Source organism: Planctomycetota bacterium, assembly GCA_026387035.1.
In the GTDB taxonomy this organism is placed as follows: Bacteria; Planctomycetota; Phycisphaerae; order FEN-1346; family FEN-1346; genus JAPLMM01.
Genome location: JAPLMM010000274.1, coordinates 1 through 1,647 on the forward strand (window position 1 = coordinate 1; position 1,647 = coordinate 1,647).

3 protein-coding genes are annotated in these 1,647 nt (G+C 66.1%); all 3 read left to right on the forward strand.

Annotated elements, in window-relative coordinates; genetic code table 11:
* On the forward strand, window positions 1-237 hold a 237-nt coding region (locus NTX40_10655; protein ID MCX5649534.1), incomplete at its 5' end, for a S26 family signal peptidase.
* 242 nt (window positions 238-479) lie between these two features.
* Window positions 480-1,229, forward strand: coding sequence for an LPS export ABC transporter ATP-binding protein (lptB, locus tag NTX40_10660; GenBank protein ID MCX5649535.1), 750 nt, complete (start codon window positions 480-482; stop codon window positions 1,227-1,229).
* Window positions 1,230-1,231: 2 nt separating this feature from the next.
* The coding region (locus NTX40_10665) for a PfkB family carbohydrate kinase (protein MCX5649536.1) at window positions 1,232-1,647 on the forward strand (416 nt) is incomplete at its 3' end.

Here is a 1,647-nt window from a genome sequence, read left to right on the forward strand (position 1 = left end):
CCGGGCAACGCCACCGAAGGCCATCCCCTCGGCCTGCTGCCCGACGAGTTCTTCGTCCTCGGCGACAACAGCCCCAACTCCTCCGATTGCCGATTGTGGACGATCGCTCGGCCGGTCGTCCCCCACCGCAACCTGGTGGGCAAGGCCTTCTTCGTGTATTGGCCGTCGGCGGGTCGGCGGACGCCTCTGGCGGTCCCCCTGATGCCGGACCCGACCGGCTGGCGCTTCGTCCACTGAGACGCTGCTTAACCGCAAAGGGCGCAAAGAACGCAAAGAAAAACGCAATTGGGGAACGCAAAACGAAGGACAGCAGAAGGCATCCGACACATGCAGTAGTGCCGTTCCCCAGTCCTGCCTTTCTTGGCGTTCTTTGCGCCCTTTGCGGTTGAAGAAGAGCGCGGCAGGCCCTGGGCAGAGGCTTGCAACGCCCCCGGTGGGCGTGTATCGTGGGTCCGCGGTTCAATAGGCGGAGGGCATTCTTGGAACTTCTGAACGTGACGGGCCTCGTGAAGGTTTACGGAGGCCGGAAGGTCGTCGACGACGTCTCATTCAGCGTGAACGAGGCGGAGATCGTCGGCCTCTTGGGCAAGAACGGCGCCGGCAAGACCACGAGTTTCAAGATGACGGTCGGCATGATCCCCCCCGAGGCCGGACGCGTCATCTTCGAGAGCGAAGACGTCAGCCGCTTCCCCATGTATCAGCGCGCCCGCCGAGGCATGGGGTACCTCTCGCAGGAGCCGAGCATCTTCCAACGCCTCAGCGTCGAGGAGAATCTCCTGGCGATCCTCGAGATGATGCACCTGGCGCGGACGGAGCGAGAGGCCATCGCCGCCGAACTCTTGCGGGACTTCGGCCTGTCGCACCTGGCGCGCCAGCACGCCCGGACACTGTCGGGCGGCGCGCGTCGGCGGCTCGAACGCGCCCGCGCCCTGGTCACCCGGCCCAGCCTCAGCCGCCTGGACGAACCGTTCACCGGCGTCGACCCCATCGCCATCTTCGACATCCAGGGCTTCATCAAAAACCTCAAGAGCCGGGGCATCGGCGTCCTCTTGACGGACCACAACGTCCACGCGACGCTTTCCATCGTGGACCGCGCCTACATCGTCAACGAAGGCCGGGTCTTCCGCCACGGCACGAGCCAGGAACTCGTCAACGACCCGGAGGTCAAGCGAGTCTACCTCGGCGCGACGTTCCGCGGCGACGAGTTCGACGCCGGCCCGGCGGCCTAGCCATGCCCAAAGAACTTCCGCCCATCATCGCCGTGTCGCTGAACACCGCCATCGACCGCACCCTCGAGGTGCCCGACCTGGAGGTGGGCGGCCACGTGCGAGGCCGGCTCGTCTCCATCCAGCCAGCCGGCAAAGCCGTCAACGTCGCCCGGTTCCTTGGGACGCTCGGCACGCCGTGCATCCTCACGGGGTTCGTCGGCGAGGGCGACCGGCATCGGTTCGCCCGCAGTTTCGCCAAGACGGGCGTCCATGTCGAAGTCTTCGAGGGCCACGGGCCCACGCGCGAGAACATCACCCTGATCGACCCGTCGCGCGGCATCGAGACGCACGTCCGCGACGTCGGCTTTGAACTCTCGGAGGACGACCTGGAGCGGATGAAGAGGAAGTTGGGCATCCTGGCGATGCGCCGCGCCTACGT